This window comes from Empedobacter sp. UBA7252 (assembly GCF_002472765.1).
In the GTDB taxonomy this organism is placed as follows: Bacteria; Bacteroidota; Bacteroidia; order Flavobacteriales; family Weeksellaceae; genus Empedobacter; species Empedobacter falsenii_B.
In genome coordinates this window covers 1549-3981 of the sequence record NZ_DKSQ01000099.1, presented here as the reverse complement: position 1 = coordinate 3981, position 2433 = coordinate 1549, and the positions used below count along the sequence as shown (strand labels likewise).

The window sequence follows — 2433 nt, the reverse complement described above, 5'->3', positions numbered from 1 at the left end:
GTTATCTACTGATATAATCCTAAAGTTATCACCATCGTCCGAAAAAACAAGTTTTGATGCATTCATTAAAATATGAACGCTAATTGAAGACAAATATGATGGTATTACCACCAAAAGTGCGGAAGAACCAGCATGCTCCGGTCTATGCAACTCCTTAGCCGAAAGTAAAAAAAATAATTGAAAAAAAAAGTAAGATTTTAAAAAGGGCAGTTAAATACTATTTCGTCTCGTCTATCGCGCTTCTCCTGCATTTATCGATTTGCAGATTGATGTACGTCCATGAATGAAGATTGGGGAAGTTTTTCCCTTTTAAGAGGTTACCTTTGTCAAGGCTTGTCTTAAAAAGGAAAATGCCTCAACTCGTCGAGCTGTCAGTTGACTTTTTTTGTTAACAGGATTCATGCGTGCCCTTTGGATCAGTGTTATAGGCAAGCTCGTCGACGTGTAATAATTCGAAAACGTTAGCATTTTTATTTATTACTCTTTTTAAGAGCCTATTGCCCTCTATTGTAAAATGATATTCATCAATAGGTAGAGACTTTAACTCTAATGGGTTTTTAGCAAATGGGTTGTGCCAAACGCTCCATTCTGCACTTCCTAATGTTAGGATGTCTGTATTTTTAAACAGAATTACGGCAGACACAGAAGTATTTACTGGTTTGTTGTGATAAAGGAAGCCACTGCTTCCGGGAAATGTCAGGTTAATATGGGTGCCGCAGTCATTTCCGAATAATACACTATACATTTCATTAGTATGAAAAAACATATCATTAACGCAAATACAGATTACATAAGGAGTATCGCTGATACCGTATTTAGACGGTCTCTTATCATTAAGCGCTGTTAGAATAGCTTTTTTGCTATCGATGATTTTTGCATCCTGAAATACAGCACCCAAGCTGGTCTTTATTTCGTTATTTGACTTTTTTAGCAGACTGATTTCAATTTCCCATTCATTTTCTTTGTATAAGAATTTACGATGAAATAACTGTTCATTTTCAAAGCCTTCACTTGATATTCTTATTTGTTCAATAAATCTTTTTAGCTTTTTTGGCGTGACACTGATTTTTGATATTCTTTTGAAACCAAGGTTGATGAAATATGGGTAATAGTGAATTTGCCTTATAATATCTTCGACAGCTTCTTTTCGTCTCTCCTCCTCCGTCGAATCAAATGAGTTTGACGAAAGCGTACATTCAAGGAGCATCAAAGCTACCGTATCACTTTTAGCTATAAAGTCAGGCGTAGTCGCCTTTGAAAGGATCGGATGTTTGTCTACTGTCAAGCCCTGTTTGCTTAGAAATGTATAAACAATGAGTTCGAAAATAGCTGCATCATGTTGCTTGTCGCTTTTAGATCTGATCTGGCTAATAAATTCTAAATCATCGGTCAAATCTTTCATCCACATTGATATGAGGGTCCTCGCTAATTTGCAGCGGTTCCATGAAGATCTTTCCAAAAATTTATATGAGGTCTCCTGTACTTGTTTTGCCTCGTTACTGAATGTTATATCTGAGTTAAAAATCATCTTTTAAATGTTTTTGAGTATCCAGGCCTGATAAAGCTGATATATCCGGTCTAAGAACAATGGGTCGATCACAGATTCGTTTCCCGCCTGTGTCATTCTTTTTAATGCGTGTTGACCCCAAAATGTAGGTTCTATATTTTCGAGTTCCGTAGAGTTGTCTAATACATACTGGTTGAAATCGTTTCTGGTATCCTGGTCGTTAAACAATAGGAATGGCGCACCCGTACCGCGGGACACAAGATTATAATTTCCATCAGTAAGAAAATGCAAAAATAGACCGTCGTTGGAGCTCCTATCATAATAGTAATACCAATTGTCCTCACCATCAACGCGCAGATATGCTGATTGTGGCACTGGTAAAGTTATCCTCATCTCATCGCAATACATATATTCTAGCTCAAATAATTCTGTCTGATGGCATTTGAACTTTGCCGTTCCTAAAAACGATTTCTCATTCGTAAAGAAATAACTATATACTTCCCAAAATTTCTCGACTTCACTCAGTTCGATAGTGTATTCTGGAAAAGTATTATGAAAGATTAATCTGCTATTACCTATGTTTTTTGTCCACTGATTTGGATCTAACAAATAACGCTGCATCTTTACAACAGGAGTAAGATCTAAACCAAATCTTTGATACCACATTTTTTCAATTTGATTTATGTCGGCAGATTTATCGGTCGGCGTATTTGTATCTTGGGTTCTCGAATAAATATGGTTCGCTTTGACTTCTTTGTCTTTATCTCGGTATGATGTAGTAATATAATAAGGCTTTAAAGGTAAATTCTGTATCACTAAAACGTCAATTTCTGAACCATTTAGATTTAAAGTTTTTAATTCCAATACAGGCCTATTGTCTCCCGCAAATTTTATTGATCTTAAAAAGTCTATATAAGAAACTTGAG

The 2433-nt window shown here is 35.8% G+C and carries 2 protein-coding genes; both read right to left on the bottom strand.

Annotated features, from left to right (window positions below; translation table 11 throughout):
• Nucleotides 1-388: 388 nt before the first annotated feature.
• The gene (locus B2X73_RS14305; protein ID WP_291096785.1) at nucleotides 389-1402 is read right to left on the bottom strand and encodes a hypothetical protein; all 1014 of its coding nucleotides are present in this window, start codon (nucleotides 1400-1402) and stop codon (nucleotides 389-391) included.
• Nucleotides 1403-1531: 129 nt separating this feature from the next.
• On the bottom strand, nucleotides 1532-2433 hold a 902-nt coding region (locus B2X73_RS14300; RefSeq protein ID WP_291096783.1), incomplete at its 5' end, for a hypothetical protein.

What these genes read in the sequence shown, in the direction of transcription:
- B2X73_RS14305 (WP_291096785.1), bottom strand. Translation starts at nt 1,402, where the DNA reads ATGAAAGATTTGACCGATGATTTAGAATTTATTAGCCAGATCAGATCT.